This window comes from Phaeovulum sp. W22_SRMD_FR3 (assembly GCF_052113705.1).
GTDB lineage: Bacteria > Pseudomonadota > Alphaproteobacteria > Rhodobacterales > Rhodobacteraceae > JBGQOG01.
In genome coordinates this window covers 91,644-107,955 of record NZ_JBGQOG010000001.1, presented here as the reverse complement: position 1 = coordinate 107,955, position 16,312 = coordinate 91,644, and the positions used below count along the sequence as shown (strand labels likewise).

Sequence of the window (16,312 nt, the reverse complement as noted above, 5' to 3'; positions counted from 1 at the left end):
ATTCATGATTGATCTTGCCCTCGACCAGACCACGCAGGCCGTCATTACCCTGCTGGTCGTCGTGACCATGCTCGTGCTGTTTGCGCGCGAGAAATATCCCACCGAGGTGATCGCCATTGGCGGTGCGGCGGTGGTGCTGCTGCTCGGGATCGTCAGCTATGATGATGCGGTGAAAGTGCTGTCGAACACCGCGCCCTGGACGATCACCATGATGTTCCTGATCATGGGCGCGCTGGTGCGCACCGGGGCGCTCGACTGGATGACCCGCCAGGCCGAGGCGCATATCGACAACAATCCAGTGGTGACGGTTCTGGCCATCTTTGCGCTGATCGCGGCGGCTTCGGCCTTTCTAAACAACACACCCGTCGTCGTGATGATGATGCCGGTGATGATGACCATCGCGCGCCGTCTGGGCATTTCTGCCTCCAAGCTGCTGATTCCGCTGTCTTATGCCGCCATTCTCGGGGGCACGGTGACGCTGATCGGCACCTCGACCAACCTGCTCGTGGACGGGGTGGCGCGGGACCGCGGGCTGGCGCCTTTCACCATGTTCGAGATTTCGGGCATGGGGCTGATCCAGTGTTTCGTCGGCGGCGCCTATATGCTGATCCTCGGGCGCAAACTGCTGCCGAACCGCTCGTCGATGGGGATGCTCCTGGGCGACAAGCGGCGGCTGAAATTCTTCACCGAAGTGGCGCTGCCCGAGGATTCCAGCCTGATCGGCCAGCCGGTGCTGGAGGTGGATCTGTTCCGCCGCGACGGCGTGCGGCTGATCGACGTCTTGCGCGGCGATGCCAGCTTGCGGCGCGATCTGGCCTCGGCGGTGCTGCAGGCGGGCGACCGCGTGGTGCTGCGCACCGAGATGGAAGAGCTTTTGGGGATGCAGCAAAACCCCAATCTGCGGATGGTGGACAAGCTGAGCTCGGTGCAGACCGAGACGGTGGAGGTGCTGATCTCGCCGGGCTGCCGGATGATCGGCCGCTCTCTGGGCGAATTGCGCCTGCGCCGCCGCTATGGGGTCTATGTGCTGGCCGCGCACCGCCGCAACCAGAACATCGGCCGTCAGCTCGATGATCTGGTGGTGGTGGTGGGCGACACGCTGCTGCTGGAGGGCGCGGCCGAGGACATCGCCCGCCTTGCCGCCGATATGGATCTGGTCGATGTGACCAAGCCGCGGGTGCAGGCCTACCGCCGCGCCCATGCGCCGATTGCCGTGCTGTCGCTTTTGGCGGTGGTGGTGCTGGCCGCCTTTGATCTGGCGCCGATCCTGTATCTCGCCACCATTGCCGTGGCGATCATCCTGATCACCCGCTGCATTGATGCCGATGAGGCCTTCAGCTTCGTCGAGGGGCAGTTGCTGGCGCTGATCTTTGCCATGCTCGTCGTGGGCGCGGCGCTGGACAGTTCGGGCGCGGTCAAGCTGATCGTGGATGTCATTTCGCCGCATCTGATGGGGTTGCCGCCGGTGCTGGCCATCCTCGCGGTCTATGCTTTGTCCTCCTTCCTGACCGAGGTGGTCTCGAACAATGCGGTGGCAGTGATCGTGACCCCGATCGGGATCGAGCTGGCCGGGGCGCTGGGCTATGACGCGCGCCCCTTCGTGGTGGCGGTGATGTTCGCGGCCTCAGCCTCCTTCGCCACGCCGATCGGCTATCAGACGAACATGCTGGTCTATGGCCCGGGCGGCTACCGCTTCACCGACTACCTCAAGGTCGGGGTGCCGCTGAACATCATCCTGGCGCTGACCGCTTGCCTGGTGATTCCGTGGCTTTGGCCGCTCTGAGACGATATCTCTCGGGGGCGGGCGGCAGCCAAGACTTGCGGCCCCCCCATCGCCTGCACTATATGGGCCGCTAACCGCGTAAACCGGATCGGAGAGGGTCATGGCAGGCCATTCAAAATGGGCGAACATCCAGCACCGCAAGGGGCGGCAGGATAAACTTCGTTCGAAACTGTTCTCGAAGCTGGCAAAAGAGATCACCGTTGCCGCCAAGATGGGTGACCCGGACCCCGACAAGAACCCGCGTCTGCGTCTGGCGGTCAAGGCGGCCAAATCGGTCTCTTGCCCCAAGGATGTGATCGACCGCGCGATCAAGAAATCCATGGGCGGCGACGCCGAGGATTACACGGAACTGCGCTATGAGGGCTATGGCCCGAACGGCATCGCGGTGATCGTGGAAACCATGACCGACAACGTGAACCGCACCGCCTCCAACGTGCGCAGCTATTTCACGAAATTCGGCGGCAATCTCGGTACCACCGGTTCGGTCAGCTTCATGTTCGACCGTCTGGGCGAGATCATGTATCCCGCCAGCGCCGGCGACGCCGACACCGTGATGATGGCCGCTCTGGAAGCCGGTGCTGACGACGTCGAAAGCGATGACGAAGGGCATTGGATCTATTGCGCCGATACCTCGCTCAGCGAAGTGTCGAACGCGCTTGAGGCGGTCTTGGGCGAATCCGAAAGCTCGAAGCTGATCTGGAAACCGCAGAACCGCACCAATGTGGATCTGGAAACCGCGACCAAGCTGATGAAGCTGATGGATGCGCTGGAAGATGACGATGATGTGCAAAACGTCACCGCCAATTTCGACGTCAGCGAAGAGATCGCCGCGGCGCTCTGAGCCACGATTGTCAAAGATCTGACAGAACGGCCCTCCGGCATCGGCGGGCCGTTTTGCTTTGCCTGATTCCAAATATCCCCGCCGGAGGCTTCCACGGCGGCCACGGGAGCCTCCGGCGGGGATATTTGAGACGAAGCAAGCGTCAGATCGGGATCAGCACTGCCCGGGCAGCCTGCCGGACGGCGGCGGTGAGCGGGGCCAGCGGGCCTTTCATCGCACGCAGGCTTTGCCAGTAGAGCGCCACGTCGAGGGGGGCTTTGGGGTCAAGGGGGATCAGGGTGCCTGCCGCGAGGTGGCTGCGGATCAGCGGTTCGGGATTCATCCCCCAACCCAGGCCCAGAGCGGCGGCTTCGATAAAGGCCTGACTGGAGCCGATGACATGGGTGGGCGGGCTGATCCGGCGCCCCGCCTGACGGCTGGCCCAGTCGATTTGCAGCCGGTCCTTGGCGTTGAAGGTCAGCGCCGGGGCCTCGGCGAGGGCCTCGGGCGTCAGGCCTTGCGGGAACCAGCGGGCAAGATAGCCGGGGCTGGCGGTGGCGATATAGCGCAGCGCCCCCAGCGCCGCCGTATCGCAGCCGGGCAGGGGGCCCGGATCGGCGGTCACCGCCGCCACCACCGCGCCGCGTTTCAGCCAATCGGCGGAATGGTCCTGATCGTCGATGGTCAGGTCATAGAGCAGCCCCTCCTGTGTCGCGAGCGCGGGCAGCACCCAGGTGGCGAGGCTGTCGGCATTCACCGCGAGCGATAGGCGCCGGGGGCCGGTTTCCGGCATCAGATCGGCGCCGAGGCTGGCCTCCAGCAGATGCACCTGTTCGACATGGCGCGCGAGGCGCAGGCCTGCCTCGGTTCCCGCCAGCGGCGGCCCGCGCTGGATCAGGACCTGACCCAGCCGGTCCTCGAGGCCCTTGATGCGCTGCGAGATGGCGGAGGGCGTCACCCGCAGCGCCATTGCGGCGCCTTCAAAGCTGCCGCGGCGCAGCACTTCGGCGAGGGCGGCCAGGGCGGGGTAGTCGTGCATTAGCTGTCCTTCATTGGCGTTATCCCAATTAAATGGCGCGAAAGGCGCTGCCGCGCTAGAGCCTTTGTCAGAACAAAAGCGCAAAGGGCGGCAGATGGTATTCTTGGAAGGGTTCAAGCTTTCGCTCGGGCTGATCGTGGCGATCGGGGCGCAGAATGCCTTTGTGCTGCGGCAGGGGGTGTTGCGGCAGCATGTCTTGCCGGTGGTGCTGTTTTGCGCAGGTTCGGACGCCTTGTTGATTGGCATCGGGGTGGGGGGATTTGCCCGGCTGAGCGCGCTGGCGCCCTGGGTGGGGGTGGTGGCGCTCTGGGGCGGGATCGCCTTTCTCCTCTGGCTGGGGGCGATGGCCTTTCGCCGGGCCTGGGCCGGGGGCGAGGCTTTGGCGGTGGCGCGCACCGCGCCTGCACCGCTGGGAAAGGTGCTGGGGATGCTGGCGCTGATCACCTGGGGCAATCCGCATGTCTGGCTGGATACGGTGGTGTTTCTGGGCGGCATCTCGGCGCAGTTTCCGGGGCAGGGGCTGGCCTTTGGGCTGGGGGCGGCCACGGCCTCGCTGGTGTTCTTTTGCCTCTTGGGGTTTGGCGCGCGGGTGCTGGCGCCGGTCTTTGCCCGCCCCCGCGCCTGGCAGGTGCTGGAGCTGGCCATCGGGGTGGCGATGTGGTCCATCGCGCTGCGGCTGGGGCTGATGGCGCTGACGGGCGCGGCGTGACGGGTACAATCGCGGCCTTGCGCCCGCGCGGCAGTTGGCGTCAATTCCTTGCATGACACGTGAAGCCGATGCCCCCCGCACGCCCTCCCCTTTGTCTGCCGTCGATGGTGCGGCGCCGCCGGAGGATGGTTTGGCCGCCCCGCGCGTGGCCCCGAACCATCCGGTCGCGGGGGTGCTGTGGATGCTGGCGACGGGAGGCTTTTTCGTCGCGGTGAACGGGCTTGTGCGCAGCCTTGGCACGGTGCTGCCCTCGCCCGAAGCCGCCTTTTTGCGCTTTGCCTTCGGCTTGGTCTTCCTGATGCCGGTGCTGGTGCCGGTCTTGCGGCGCGGGTTCACGGTGCCGATCTGGCGGCTTTTCGTGCTGCGGGGGGTGCTGCACACGGTGGCCGTCTGCCTGTGGTTCTATGCCATGGCGCGGATCCCGATCGCCGAGGTGACGGCGATTGGCTATCTGAATCCGATCGTGGTTACCCTGGGCGCCACCCTGGCCTTTGGCGAGCGTCTGGCGGCCCGGCGGCTGCTGGCGATCGGGGTGGCGATCATCGGCGCGCTGATCGTGCTGCGCCCGGGCCTGCGCGAACTTGGTGCGGGGCAGTTCGCCCAATTGGGGGCGGCCTTTTGCTTCGGGATCTCCTATCTGATTGCCAAGAAGCTGGCCGAGAATGCGCCCGCGACCGCGGTGGTGGCGATGATGTCCTTCACCGTCACCCTCGGCCTCGCGCCGCTGGCCGCGATGGATTGGGTGACGCCGACGCTGGGGCAGATGGTCATTCTCGCGGCCACCGCTTTGGCGGCAACGGCGGGGCATTACTGCATGACGCGGGCCTTTGCCACGGCGCCGATGACGGTGACCCAGCCCGTCACCTTCCTGCAGCTGATCTGGGCGGCGCTGCTGGGGGCGGTGATGTTCGGCGAGGCGGTGGACCCGATGGTCATTCTGGGCGGCGCGATCATCATTGGCGCGATCACCTATATGACCTGGCGCGAGGCGCAGATCAAACGGCGGACGGTCACGCCGCTGCACAACGCCACCAAGGTCTGACAGCAAAACGCCGGCCCCGAGGGACCGGCGTTCTTTCTTTCAGCGCGGATGCCTTAGCCCTGCGGCGAGATCAGACAGCCGATCACGCCTTCGCGGCTGATGCGGCCACCGCCGGTGATGCCCAGCATCGGATGATCCTTCAGGAGGCCCATCACCTCGCGCACCGGGGTTTCGGCATGCACCTCCGGCGCGCCGGGGGCCTCGCCTGCTTCGGCGACGTCATGCGCGGTCAGCACGCCCATCGGATTCATATGCGCCACGAAATCGGCCACATAATCATCAACCGGATTGGCGATGATCTCGCGTGCGGTGCCGATCTGCACCAGACGGCCGCCCTCCATCAGGGCGATGCGGTTGCCCAGTTTGAAGGCCTCATCCAGATCATGGCTGACGAAGATGATCGTGCGTTTCAGCCGCGATTGCAGTTCCAGCAACTCATCCTGCAGCCGGGCGCGGATCAGCGGATCGAGCGCCGAGAAGGGCTCGTCCATCAGCAGGATCGGCGCATCGGTGGCAAAGGCGCGGGCGAGGCCCACGCGCTGCTGCATCCCGCCCGAGAGGTCACCCACCCGGCGCTCGGCCCAGTCCGACAGGCCGACGAGGGCGAGTTGCTCATCCACCTTTTTGCGGCGCGCCTCGGGGGACATGCCCGCGAGCTCCAGCCCGAGGCCGACGTTTTCGCGCACCGAGCGCCAGGGCAGCAGGCCGAATTGCTGAAAGACCATCGCCACCCGGGTCAGGCGCAGATCGCGCAGCCCGGCGGCCGAGGCATGGGTGACCGAGACCATGCCGCCCGCATCATTGCGGATGCGGACCTCGCCCCGGCAAACCGGGTTCAGCCCGTTCACGGCACGCAACAGCGTGGATTTGCCCGAGCCCGACAGGCCCATCAGCACGAGGATCTCACCCTCATCGACGCTGAGCGAGCAATTGTGCACGCCGAGCACCTGACCACATTCGGTTTTCACATCGGCGCGGGTCTTGCCCGCATCCATCAGCGGCAAAGCGGCCTGCGGCCGCTCGCCGAACACAATCGAGACATTGTCGAATTCGACAGCGGTTTTGGGGGCTGCACTCATCACTTGCGCTCCAATTTCAGCATGCGGTCAAGGATGATGGCGACCACCACGATGATGAAGCCGGATTCAAAGCCAAGCGCGGTGTTCACCGTGTTCAGCGCGCGCACCACCGGCACGCCCAGGCCATTCGCGCCGACCATGGCGGCGATGACGACCATCGAGAGCGAGAGCATGATCGCCTGATTGAGGCCCGCCATGATCTGCGGCAGCGCATAGGGCAGCTCCACCTTCCACAGCACCTGCGAGGGGGTGGCGCCAAAAGCGGTGGCGGCCTCCAGCAAAGGCTGTGGCGTGGTGGAAATGCCCAGATAGGTCAGACGGATCGGCGCGGGCAGCACGAAGATCACGGTGGCGATCAGGCCGGGCACCATGCCCAGACCAAAGAAGACGATGGCCGGGATCAGATAGACGAAGGTCGGCAGGGTCTGCATCAGGTCAAGCACCGGCTGCATCCAGGCGTAGAGTTTGGGGCGGTGGGCGACGGCAATGCCGATCGGCACGCCGATGGTCATGCAGATCACACAGGCCGAGAGCACCAGCGTCAGGCTTTCGGTGGTGTTCTTCCAGTAGCCCTGGTTCATGATGAACAAAAAGCCGACGAACACCAAAAGCGCGGTCTTCCAGTTGCGCTGCAGATACCAGGTCAGGGCGACAAAGCAGCCAATGATGACCAGCGGATGCGGTGTCTGCAGCACCCAGAGGATGCCGTTGATCAGCCCCTCCATCATGGTTGAAATCGTGTCGAAAATGCCCTTGCCGTGCATCTGTAGCCATTTGAAGACGTCACTTGCCGTCTTGCCGACCGGTATCTTGGTGGTCAACCAATCCATCTCCATGCGCGTAGAGCTCCCGCGTTGGATGTTTCGTGAAAGTCAGTTTGGGTCGAAAAAGGGCCCCTGAAACTCAGGGGCCCTGTCTGGGTCAGAGCCCCAGCGCGGTTTTCACGGCCGCAAGGCCATCGCCACCGTCCTTGGTGGTGACACCCGCCAGCCAGGGGGTGATCACTTCCGGGTTTTCCTGAATCCAGGCCTTCACCGCAACATCCGGCTCCTGACCTTCATCGAGGATCGCGCCCATGATCTGGTTTTCCATCGCCAGGCTGAACTTCTCGTTTTTCAGCAGGGTGGCGACATTCGGGCATTCCTCGGCAAAGCCCTTGCGCACCAGCGTGTTCACCACGCCTTCACCGCCAAAGAACTCTTCGCCGCCGGTCAGATATTTCAGCTCGAAATTGGCGTTCATCGGATGCGGCGCCCAGCCCAGGAAGACCACGGCTTCATCCTGCGCATAGGCACGGTTCACCTGCGCCAGCATCCCCTGCTCCGAGCTTTCGACAACTTCAAAGCCTTCCAGCTTTTTGCCCGGCTCGGTCAGGCTGATCAGATAGCCATTGCCTTCGTTGCCTGGCTCGATCCCGTAGATCTTGCCGCCCAGCTCATCCTTGAATTTGGCGATGTCTGCAAAGTCATGCAGGCCCTTGTCGTAAAGATAAGCGGGCACGGCCAGCGTGTAGTTGGTGCCCTGCAGGTTCTCGTCCAGAATCTCGATGCTGCCATTGTCGAGATAGGGTTTCACCGCGCCTTCCTGTGCGGGCATCCAGTTGCCGAGGAACACGTCGATGTCGCCGGATTCCAGCGAAGCGAAGGTGACCGGGACGGCCAGGATCTTCACATCGACCTCATATCCCAGCGCTTGCAGGATCTGTTTGGTGGCCGAGGTGGTGGTGGTGATGTCGGTCCAGCCCACATCCGAGAAGGTGACCTTGCTGCAGTCAGCCTGCGCAGCGCCAGCGGCGGCGATAAGGGCCAGAGCAGAGATCGAGGTCTTGAAAGTCATGGAACGCTCCCGTGTTCACTTGATTTGACGGTCGGAGCAGATGCCCCGCCGTGTTTCTTGATTGACGAGTCAATTAACTCATCACTAAAACATCTTTGCAACCGTTTTCCGGAGAAAACATGGCAAGGATCGCAGCAGAGCCTATCCGACGGGCAGAAATTGTTAAAGCAACCATCCAGGAGATCGGCCGGGCCGGGTCTCTCGAGGTGACCGTCGCACAGATCGCCCGTAGGGCCGGGGTCTCTGCGGCGCTTGCTCATCACTATTTCGGTTCGAAGGAATCGATCTTCATCGCGGCAATGAGACATGTGCTTTCCATCTTTGGAGCAGAGGTTCGCGGCGCTTTATTGACCGCCAGCGACCCGAAAAGCCGAATCGAAGCGATTCTTCAGGCCTGTTTTGCGCCCGGATCGTTCCGCCGCGAAGTAGTGGCGGCCTGGCTGAACTTTTACGTGCTGGCGCAATCCGAACCCGAGGCGCGACGGCTGCTGTTGATATACCACCGCCGGTTGCATTCGAACCTCTTGCATGAGCTGCGCCCGCTTCTGGGCCGCCGCGCTCCGATGGTGGCGGAAAGCATGGCGGGGCTGATCGACGGCGTCTATCTGCGCGCGGCGCTGGCCTCCGGGCAGGGCGGCAAGGGGGTGGCCCCCGACCGGGCCCGGGCCATGGCCTTGCTGCTGGATCATCTTGACCGCGAATTGACATTGGGAGAGCGCGCATGACCGCCACCGCCAAACGGCCGAACATCCTGATCCTGATGGTGGATCAGCTGAACGGCACCCTGTTTCCGGACGGCCCCGCCGAGTGGCTGCACGCGCCGAACCTCAAGGCATTGGCGGCGCGTTCGGTGCGCTTCACCAACAGCTACACCGCCAGCCCGCTTTGTGCGCCTGCACGGGCCAGCTTCATGTCAGGCCAATTGCCGTCGCGCACCAAAGTCTATGATAACGCAGCGGAATTCGCTTCGGACATTCCGACCTATGCGCATCATCTGCGCCGTGCGGGCTATCAGACCTGCCTCTCGGGCAAGATGCATTTCGTCGGCCCCGACCAGATGCACGGGCTGGAGGAACGCCTGACCACCGACATTTACCCCGCCGATTTTGGCTGGACCCCGGACTACCGCAAACCGGGCGAGCGGATCGATTGGTGGTATCACAACATGGGTTCGGTCACCGGCGCGGGCGTGGCCGAGATCACCAATCAGCTCGAATATGACGATGAGGTCGCCTATGAGGCGGTGCGCAAGATCTATGATCTGTCGCGCGGCAAGGATGACCGTCCCTGGTGCCTGACGGCGAGCTTCACGCATCCGCATGACCCCTATGTGGCGCGCAAGAAATACTGGGATCTCTACGAGGATTGCGCGCATCTGGACCCCGAAGTGCCCGCGATGGCCTTTGAGGACATGGACCCGCATTCGCAGCGGATCTACCTCGCCTCGGACGCCGCCGCGACAGAGATTTCTGCCGAGCAGATCCGCCGCGCCCGCCGCGCTTATTTCGCCAACATCTCCTATGTGGATGACAAGATTGGCGAAATTCTGGCGGCTCTGGAGGCGACCCGCCAGGAAGCCATCATCCTTTTCGTCTCGGACCACGGCGATATGCTGGGCGAGCGGGGGATGTGGTTCAAGATGTCCTTCCTCGATGGCTCTGCCCGCGTGCCGCTGATGATCGCCGCACCGGGGCTGAAGCCGGGGGCCCGGCATGAGCCGTGCTCCTCGATCGACGTGACGCCGACGCTCTGCGATCTGGCGGGGGTGTCGATGGAGGAGGTGATGCCCTGGACCGATGGCATCTCGCTGGTGCCGCTGGCGCGCGGCGAGGGGCGCACGGCGCCGGTGGCGATGGAATATGCCGCCGAGGCCTCTTATGCGCCGCTGGTCAGTCTGCGGCGGGGGCGGTTCAAGCTGAACCTCTGCGCGCTCGACCCCGATCAGCTGTTTGATCTGGAGGCCGACCCGCACGAGGCGGTCAATCTGGCCGGCGATCCGGCCCATGCCGAGACGCTGGCCGCGCTGAAGGCCGAGGCCGAAGCGCGCTGGGATCTGGGCCGCTTTGACGCCGCTGTGCGCGAAAGCCAGGCCCGCCGCTGGGTGGTCTATGAGGCGCTGCGCAACGGCAATTACTACCCCTGGGATTATCAGCCGCTGAAAAAGGCGTCTGAGCGTTACATGCGCAACCACATGGACCTGAATGTGCTCGAGGAAAACCAGCGTTTTCCGCGCGGCGAATGACCTTTCCTGCCCCCCTGACAGCGGAGACCGCAATGATTGCCACGCAACCGAAAGCCAGCCATTTCGTCAATGGCGCCTATCTGGAAGACACGGCCGGAGCGGTCATCGAGGTGATCTATCCCGGCACCGGCACGGTGATTGCCACGCTGCATGAGGCGACACCGGCGGTGATCGAGGCCGCGCTCGCCTCGGCCCGCGCGGCGCAAAAGGACTGGGCGGCGTTGCGCCCGGTCGAGCGCGGCCGGATCCTGAACCGCGCGGCGGCGATCATCCGCGAACGGCTGCACGATCTCTCGGTGCTGGAAACCTATGACACCGGCAAACCCTTGCAGGAGACGCTTGCCGCCGATTGGCCCTCGGGTGCGGATGCGCTGGAATATTTCGCGGGCCTTGCGCCGACGGTGACCGGCGAGACGATGCCCCTGGGCCGCGATTTCGTCTATACGATCCGCGAGGCTCTGGGCGTTTGCGTGGGCATTGGCGCCTGGAATTACCCCAGCCAGATCGCCTGCTGGAAATCGGCCCCGGCGCTCGCCATGGGCAATGCGATGGTGTTCAAACCCTCGGAAGTGACCCCCTTGGGCGCGCTGCAACTGGCGGAGATCTTTATCGAAGCCGGGATGCCTGCCGGAATTTTCAACGTGGTGCAGGGCCGTGGGGCCGTGGGGGGCGCGCTGGTCACCGATCCGCGGGTCGACAAGGTTTCGCTGACCGGCTCGGTCTCCACCGGTGCGCGGGTCTATGCGGCAGCGGCGGCGGGGATGAAACATGTGACGATGGAGCTGGGCGGTAAATCGCCGCTGATCGTCTTTGATGATGCAAGCCTCGAGGATGCCGTGGGGGCGGCGATGCTGGCGAACTTTTATTCCTCGGGTCAGATCTGCTCGAACGGCACAAGGGTCTTCGTGCAAAAAGGCATCAAGGAGCGCTTTCTGACGCGGCTGGCCGAGCGGACGGCGACGATCAAGATGGGCGATCCCCTGGATATGGAGACGCAGTTCGGCCCGCTGGTCAGCGCCCTGCATCATGAAAAAGTCATGGGCTATATGGGTGTCGCCAAGGCCGAAGGGGCGCGGCTGATCTGTGGCGGCGAAGCGGTAGGGCAGTTTGTCGAACCGACGGTCTTTGCCGATGTGACGGATGCGATGACGCTGGCGCGGGAGGAGGTTTTTGGGCCGGTGATGGCCGTGCTCGACTTCGAGACCGAGGACGAAGTGGTGGCGCGGGCGAATGCCACGCAATTTGGGCTGGCGGCGGGGGTGTTCACCGCCGATCTGACCCGCGCGCATCGGGTGATCGGCGCGCTGGAGGCCGGGACCTGCTGGATCAACGCCTATAATCTGACGCCTGTGGAGGCGCCGTTTGGTGGGGTGAAAGCCTCGGGCGTCGGGCGCGAGAACAGCCGCGCGGCCATTGAGCATTATAGCCAGGTGAAGTCGGTCTATGTCGGCCTCGGGCCGGTGGACGCGCCCTACTGAGGTGGTTTTGGCGGTGCGGCCGGGGGTTTTCCACCCCCGGACCCCCGAAGGTATTTTTCCCAAGAAGAACGGGACGCGGAAGGATGAGTGGGATGCGGGCGGATTATGTGATCGTGGGGGCGGGCTCGGGCGGCTCGGCGGTGGCCTACCGGCTGGCCGAGGCGGGCAAAAGCGTGATCGTGATCGAGCATGGCGGCAGCGATATCGGGCCGTTCATTCAGATGCCGGGCGCGCTGTCCTATCCGATGAACATGGGGATTTACGACTGGGGTTTTCAGTCGGAGCCGGAGCCGCATCTGGACGGGCGGCGGCTGGCCACGCCGCGTGGCAAGGTGATCGGCGGATCTTCCAGCATCAATGGCATGGTCTATGTGCGGGGCCATGCGCGCGATTATGATCATTGGGCCGAGCAGGGCGCGGCGGGCTGGGGCTATGCCGATGTTCTGCCCTATTTCAAGCGGATGGAGCAGTGGCACGGGGGCCATGATGGCGGCGATCCGGCCTGGCGCGGTGACAAAGGGCCGCTGCACATCAGCCGCGGGCCGCGCAAGAACCCGTTGTTTGACGCCTTTATCGCGGCGGGGGAGCAAGCGGGCTATCCGGTGACCGCCGATTACAACGGCCAGCAGCAGGAAGGTTTTGGCCCGATGGAGGCCACGATCTTCAAAGGTCAGCGCTGGTCGACCGCCAATGCCTATCTGCGGCCTGCGCAAAAAAGCGGCAATTGCACGGTGCTGCGCGGTCTGGCGCGGAAAGTGGTGATCGAAAACGGCCGCGCGACCGGCGTCGAGATCGAGCGCGGCGGCCGGATCGAGGTGATTTCGGCGGCGGCAGAGGTGATTCTCGCGGCCTCCTCGATCAATACGCCGAAGCTGTTGATGCTCTCGGGCATTGGCGATGCGGGCCATTTGGCTGAGCATGGGATCGAGGTTGTGGCAGACCGGCCCGGTGTCGGGGCGAATCTGCAGGACCATATGGAGATCTATTTCCAGTTCGCGTCAAAACTGCCGATCACGCTCTATAAATACTGGAATCTCTGGGGCAAGGCGCTGATCGGGGCGCAGTGGTTGTTCACCAAAAAGGGGCTCGGGGCCTCAAACCAGTTTGAGGCCTGCGCCTTTATCCGCTCGGCGGCGGGGATCGATTATCCCGATATCCAGTATCATTTCCTGCCGATTGCCGTGCGCTATGATGGCAAGGCCTCGGCGGAGGGGCATGGCTTTCAGGTGCATGTGGGGCCGATGCGCTCGAAGTCGCGGGGCGCCGTCACCCTGCGGTCCGCCGATCCGAAGGAAGCGCCGGTCATCCGCTTCAACTACATGTCGCATCCCGATGACTGGGACGAGTTCCGCAAATGCATCCGCCTCACGCGCGAAGTGTTTGGGCAGGCGGCCTTCGCGCCTTATCTCAAGCATGAGATCCAGCCGGGTGCCAATGTGCAGAGCGATGCCGAGATCGATGCCTTTATCCGCGAACATGCCGAGAGCGCCTATCACCCCTGCGGCACTGCGCGGATGGGGCGGCGCGATGATCCGATGGCGGTGGTGGACCCCGAATGCCGGGTGATCGGCGTGGAGGGGCTGCGGGTGGCCGACAGCTCGATCTTCCCGCGGGTGACGAATGGCAATCTGAACGGCCCCTCGATCATGACCGGCGAGAAGGCGGCCGACCATATTCTGGGGCGGACCCCGTTGGCGCCCGAGAATGCCGAGCCCTGGATCAACCCGGCGTGGCGCGAAAGTCAGCGTTAAGCGGCAATTTGCCATGATCCACAAGATGCCTTGACCTTTGCCGCCTGATCTACCAGATCTTGCGGTATGTGCAGGATATGTTCACTGCTGCTCTTGCTTGCCCTGCCCGCCGGGGCGCAGGTTTTTTCGGGGCCCGCGCGGGTGGTCGACGGCGATACGCTGGAGATTGCCGGGGTGAAGGTGCGCCTGTTCGGGGTGGATGCGCCGGAGGCGCGGCAGGAATGCACCACCGCCGAGGGGCGTCTCTGGGCCTGTGGCCGTGTCGCGACCGAGCGGTTGCGGCAGATGGCGGTGGGGCAGGTGCAGTGTCAGGGGGTGGACACCGACCGCTATGGCCGCACCGTGGCGCGATGCCGGGTGGCGGGGCGTGATCTGGCGGCCGATCTGGTGGCTGAGGGCGCGGCCTTTGCCTATGCGCGCTATGGTCAGGACTATGTCGCGCTGGAGGCGCAGGCCCGGCGTCAACGGCGCGGGCTCTGGGCGGGCGGGGCCGAGCGTCCCGATGTGGTGCGCGCGGCGGCGCGGCCAGACAGCACGCCGCCGGGGGCTTGCCAGATCAAAGGAAATATCTCGGCCAATGGTCATTTGTACCATCTGCCGGGTAGCGCCACCTGGGCAAAGACGCGTATCAATACCGACAAGGGCGAGCGGTGGTTTTGCACCGCCGCCGAGGCCGAAGCGGCAGGCTGGCGGCGGGCGGGCCATTGATGGCCCCTTTGATGCGCGGTTGTGAAAGTTGATCCGTATCAAAGTGCTGCCGGGCTCTGGCTGTCAGAGTGGAGGCAGCAGAACAGGAGAACAGCAGATGTCGAATACACCGCATGACCTTGCCGAGGATTTCCCGGGTGATGTCGATAAAATCCACGCTCTCAAGGCCGAAAATGCGCATTTCGCGCGGCTGGTTGAGGAATATCAGACGGTAAATGTCGCTGTGCACCGGGCCGAAACCCGGCTGGATACGCTGGAGGAGCTGGCAGAGGTCGCGCTGCGCAAGACCCGCGCCGGGCTGAAAGATGACATCAGCCGGATGCTTGCCGAGGCGTAAGTCCTTGATTTGAAAATGTGCGAGGCCCGGCCCGTCCGGGCCTTTTGCCTGTCCGGCTGGATTGTCAGCCGATCTCATAGGGCAGCAGGCCGCGGGCGTCAGGGTTGACGGTCAGGCGACGCTCCAACGGGGGCACCGAACGCTGATGGCAATGGGTGCGCTCGCAGATCCGGCAGGAAATGCCTATGGGTTCAAAGGCTTGTGGGTTCGACAGGTCCAGCCCGTCGGCATAGACCAGATCGCGCGCATGGCTGACCTCGCAGCCCAGCCCGATGGCATAGCGGCGCACCGGCGCATGAAAGGCGCCGCCGGATTTCGAGATGTCGCGCGCGAGGCAGAGATAGCGGACCCCATCCGGCGTCTCGGCCAGTTGCCGCAAGAATCGTCCCGGTGTTTCAAAGGCCTGGTGCATGTTCCACAGCGGGCAGGCGCCGCCGAAGCGGGCAAATTGCAGCCGCGTGGCCGAATGGCGTTTGGTGATCGTGCCCGCCTGATCGACGCGGACGAAAAAGAACGGAATGCCTTTGGCGCCCGGCCGTTGCAGCGTTGACAGACGGTGCGCCACCTGCTCGATCGAGGCGCCGAAACGGTCGGCCAGTTGCTCCAGATCGTGGCGGGTTTCCTGTGCGGCCAGTTGAAAGGCGCGGTAGGGCATGAGCGCGGCTCCGGCGAAGTAATTGGCCAGACCGATTTTGGCAATCGCGCGCGCCGTCTCGGACTGAAACCGCGCCAGATCCAGCGTCGCCTCCAGCAGGTCATTCTGTGCCGCGAGCGCGACCTGATGCAGCAGTTGAAACACCTGCGTCGGCGCCTGTGCGCGGGCCGAGATCTGCAGATGACCGCCGGTGAGGCGGCGCAAGCTGTCAATGTTGGAAAACTGCACATCAATGCCCCGGGCTTTCAGGGCATCAATCGCGCAAACAACCGGATCCAACCGTTTGCCATTCGGGCAGGAAAACCGCTCGGCAGCCCTGTCCACCGCATCAATGTAATTGTCGCAATAGTGAAAGAAGTCTCGGACCTCCTCCCAGGGCGACAGCACGGTTTCGCCGCCGTCGCGCCCCAATGCTTCATCGAGACTCGCCAGCCGCTCATGCGTCTGGCGATAGGCGCGGTGCAGCGCCAGAAACGACCGCGCCAACATTGGCGCATTGGAGGCCGCGAGCCGCAGATCGGCCAGCGGCGGGGCGGTGTCGGTGAAGACCGGATCGGCCAGCGCTTCGCGCATGTCGGTCACCAGCCGCTCGGAATCGCCCGCCGAAAGCTCGGTGACGTCGAGGCCAAATTCCCCCGCCAGCGCCAGCACCACCGCCGCCGAGACCGGGCGGTGGTTGTTTTCCATCTGATTGAGATAGGGCAGGGAGACCCCAAGCCGTTCGGCAAACAGCTTTTGTGTCAGGCCAATCCGGGCCCGCGTCTCGCGCAGTTTTGCCCCGGCATAGAGTTTTTGCGTGGCCATGCGCTTCTCCCATAGTTTTGCAAAGCGAT

General features: G+C 64.1%; 15 protein-coding genes. 10 read left to right on the top strand and 5 right to left on the bottom strand.

Features of this window, described 5'->3' with window-relative positions; genetic code table 11:
* The first annotated feature begins 4 nt into the window (after positions 1-4).
* Together ACEN2S_RS00490 and ACEN2S_RS00485 are read left to right on the top strand one after the other, a co-directional pair.
* Positions 5-1,783, top strand: coding sequence for an SLC13 family permease (locus tag ACEN2S_RS00490; RefSeq protein ID WP_441860939.1), 1,779 nt, complete (start codon positions 5-7; stop codon positions 1,781-1,783).
* 100 nt (positions 1,784-1,883) lie between these two features.
* Positions 1,884-2,624, top strand: a complete 741-nt coding sequence (locus ACEN2S_RS00485; protein WP_441860936.1) for a YebC/PmpR family DNA-binding transcriptional regulator — start codon at positions 1,884-1,886, stop codon at positions 2,622-2,624.
* Positions 2,625-2,766: 142 nt separating this feature from the next.
* Here ACEN2S_RS00485 and ACEN2S_RS00480 read toward each other — a convergent pair whose 3' ends face one another.
* Positions 2,767-3,642 carry a LysR family transcriptional regulator ArgP gene (locus ACEN2S_RS00480; RefSeq protein WP_441860933.1) on the bottom strand — a complete coding sequence of 292 codons (876 nt, stop codon included), beginning with the start codon at positions 3,640-3,642 and terminating at the stop codon, positions 2,767-2,769.
* Between the two features lie 94 nt (positions 3,643-3,736).
* Between ACEN2S_RS00480 and ACEN2S_RS00475 the strand changes: the two genes are divergently transcribed.
* Both ACEN2S_RS00475 and ACEN2S_RS00470 read left to right on the top strand, forming a co-directional pair.
* Positions 3,737-4,351 (top strand): LysE/ArgO family amino acid transporter, encoded by a 615-nt coding sequence (locus ACEN2S_RS00475; RefSeq protein ID WP_441860930.1) that lies wholly within the window; start codon positions 3,737-3,739, stop codon positions 4,349-4,351.
* A 181-nt stretch (positions 4,352-4,532) separates the two neighbouring features.
* On the top strand, positions 4,533-5,393 hold the full coding sequence (locus ACEN2S_RS00470) for a DMT family transporter (RefSeq protein WP_441861811.1): 861 nt from the start codon (positions 4,533-4,535) through the stop codon (positions 5,391-5,393).
* A gap of 53 nt (positions 5,394-5,446) precedes the next feature.
* On the opposite strand, the gene choV is transcribed toward ACEN2S_RS00470, so the two are convergent.
* The 3 genes from choV to choX all read right to left on the bottom strand — a co-directional run bounded on the left by choV (position 5,447) and on the right by choX (position 8,308).
* Entirely contained in the window at positions 5,447-6,472 is a 1,026-nt protein-coding gene (gene choV, locus ACEN2S_RS00465) for a choline ABC transporter ATP-binding protein (RefSeq protein ID WP_441860927.1), read from the bottom strand.
* On the bottom strand, positions 6,472-7,302 hold the full coding sequence (gene choW / locus ACEN2S_RS00460; protein WP_441861809.1) for a choline ABC transporter permease subunit: 831 nt from the start codon (positions 7,300-7,302) through the stop codon (positions 6,472-6,474). Before choW ends, choV begins: the two co-directional genes overlap by 1 nt.
* Positions 7,303-7,393: 91 nt before the next feature.
* The gene (gene choX / locus ACEN2S_RS00455; protein ID WP_441860925.1) at positions 7,394-8,308 is read right to left on the bottom strand and encodes a choline ABC transporter substrate-binding protein; all 915 of its coding nucleotides are present in this window, start codon (positions 8,306-8,308) and stop codon (positions 7,394-7,396) included.
* A gap of 119 nt (positions 8,309-8,427) precedes the next feature.
* Here choX and betI point away from each other — a divergent pair, with 119 nt between their 5' ends.
* The 6 genes from betI to ACEN2S_RS00425 all read left to right on the top strand — a co-directional run bounded on the left by betI (position 8,428) and on the right by ACEN2S_RS00425 (position 14,824).
* Entirely contained in the window at positions 8,428-9,033 is a 606-nt protein-coding gene (gene betI, locus ACEN2S_RS00450) for a choline-binding transcriptional repressor BetI (RefSeq protein ID WP_441861808.1), read from the top strand.
* Positions 9,030-10,550 (top strand): choline-sulfatase, encoded by a 1,521-nt coding sequence (gene betC, locus ACEN2S_RS00445; protein ID WP_441860922.1) that lies wholly within the window; start codon positions 9,030-9,032, stop codon positions 10,548-10,550. The genes betI and betC overlap by 4 nt, the downstream gene beginning before the upstream one ends.
* Positions 10,551-10,585: 35 nt before the next feature.
* Positions 10,586-12,028: a betaine-aldehyde dehydrogenase gene (betB, locus tag ACEN2S_RS00440; RefSeq protein WP_441861806.1), complete on the top strand. Its 1,443-nt coding sequence runs from the start codon at positions 10,586-10,588 to the stop codon at positions 12,026-12,028.
* 92 nt (positions 12,029-12,120) lie between these two features.
* Positions 12,121-13,779, top strand: a complete 1,659-nt coding sequence (gene betA / locus ACEN2S_RS00435; protein ID WP_441860919.1) for a choline dehydrogenase — start codon at positions 12,121-12,123, stop codon at positions 13,777-13,779.
* 66 nt (positions 13,780-13,845) lie between these two features.
* Positions 13,846-14,487, top strand: coding sequence for a thermonuclease family protein (locus tag ACEN2S_RS00430; RefSeq protein WP_441860916.1), 642 nt, complete (start codon positions 13,846-13,848; stop codon positions 14,485-14,487).
* A gap of 97 nt (positions 14,488-14,584) precedes the next feature.
* The gene (locus ACEN2S_RS00425) at positions 14,585-14,824 is read left to right on the top strand and encodes a YdcH family protein (protein ID WP_441860914.1); all 240 of its coding nucleotides are present in this window, start codon (positions 14,585-14,587) and stop codon (positions 14,822-14,824) included.
* Positions 14,825-14,888: 64 nt separating this feature from the next.
* Here the strand turns inward: ACEN2S_RS00425 and ACEN2S_RS00420 are convergent, their stop codons facing one another.
* Positions 14,889-16,283 (bottom strand): helix-turn-helix domain-containing protein, encoded by a 1,395-nt coding sequence (locus ACEN2S_RS00420; protein ID WP_441860911.1) that lies wholly within the window; start codon positions 16,281-16,283, stop codon positions 14,889-14,891.
* Positions 16,284-16,312 lie beyond the last annotated feature (29 nt).

Coding starts and splice junctions, on each gene's coding strand:
- ACEN2S_RS00420 (WP_441860911.1), bottom strand. CDS start 16,283: ATGGCCACGCAAAAACTCTATGCCGGGGCAAAACTGCGCGAGACGCGG.
- ACEN2S_RS00475 (WP_441860930.1), top strand. CDS start 3,737: ATGGTATTCTTGGAAGGGTTCAAGCTTTCGCTCGGGCTGATCGTGGCG.
- choX (WP_441860925.1), bottom strand. CDS start 8,308: ATGACTTTCAAGACCTCGATCTCTGCTCTGGCCCTTATCGCCGCCGCT.
- ACEN2S_RS00470 (WP_441861811.1), top strand. CDS start 4,533: ATGCTGGCGACGGGAGGCTTTTTCGTCGCGGTGAACGGGCTTGTGCGC.
- ACEN2S_RS00425 (WP_441860914.1), top strand. CDS start 14,585: ATGTCGAATACACCGCATGACCTTGCCGAGGATTTCCCGGGTGATGTC.
- choW (WP_441861809.1), bottom strand. CDS start 7,302: ATGGATTGGTTGACCACCAAGATACCGGTCGGCAAGACGGCAAGTGAC.
- ACEN2S_RS00490 (WP_441860939.1), top strand. CDS start 5: ATGATTGATCTTGCCCTCGACCAGACCACGCAGGCCGTCATTACCCTG.
- choV (WP_441860927.1), bottom strand. CDS start 6,472: ATGAGTGCAGCCCCCAAAACCGCTGTCGAATTCGACAATGTCTCGATT.
- betI (WP_441861808.1), top strand. CDS start 8,428: ATGGCAAGGATCGCAGCAGAGCCTATCCGACGGGCAGAAATTGTTAAA.
- betA (WP_441860919.1), top strand. CDS start 12,121: ATGCGGGCGGATTATGTGATCGTGGGGGCGGGCTCGGGCGGCTCGGCG.
- ACEN2S_RS00430 (WP_441860916.1), top strand. CDS start 13,846: ATGTGCAGGATATGTTCACTGCTGCTCTTGCTTGCCCTGCCCGCCGGG.
- ACEN2S_RS00485 (WP_441860936.1), top strand. CDS start 1,884: ATGGCAGGCCATTCAAAATGGGCGAACATCCAGCACCGCAAGGGGCGG.
- ACEN2S_RS00480 (WP_441860933.1), bottom strand. CDS start 3,642: ATGCACGACTACCCCGCCCTGGCCGCCCTCGCCGAAGTGCTGCGCCGC.
- betC (WP_441860922.1), top strand. CDS start 9,030: ATGACCGCCACCGCCAAACGGCCGAACATCCTGATCCTGATGGTGGAT.